Annotated in this window: 1 protein-coding gene; it reads left to right on the top strand. The window is 78.5% G+C overall.

All coding sequences use genetic code 11. The features are described 5' to 3' along the window. The coding region (locus G3I71_RS50020) for an ADP-ribosylglycohydrolase family protein (RefSeq protein WP_164325639.1) at nucleotides 1-381 on the top strand (381 nt) is incomplete at both ends.

Genomic DNA, 381 nt, shown 5'->3' with positions numbered 1-381 from the left:
ACCGTGAGGCCGTCGTCGGTGCGATGGCCGTCGCGGCGGCCGCCTCGCTCGCCGCGGCCCCGGCCGGGCCGCCGAAGCCCGAGGATCTCCTGGACGGCGTGATCGCCCTCGTGCCCCGCAGCGCGGTCGGCGCCGGGCTGCGCAGGGCCCGCGACATGCTGGACTACAAGGACGCCGGCACGGTCGCCGCGGTCCTCGGCAACGGCCGCCGCACGAGCGCTCACGACACCGTCCCGTTCGCCCTCTGGTCGGCGGCCAGGAGCCTCGGCGACTTCGAGGAGGCCTTCTGGGTGACCGCCCAGGCGGGGGGCGACGTCGACACGACCTGCGCCATCGTCGGGGGCGTCGTCGCCGCGGGGACGGCGGGGGCCCCGCCCGCCG

The organism is Streptomyces sp. SID12501 (assembly GCF_010550245.1).
GTDB lineage: Bacteria > Actinomycetota > Actinomycetes > Streptomycetales > Streptomycetaceae > Streptomyces.
This window is presented reverse-complemented; position numbering and strand designations above follow the sequence as displayed.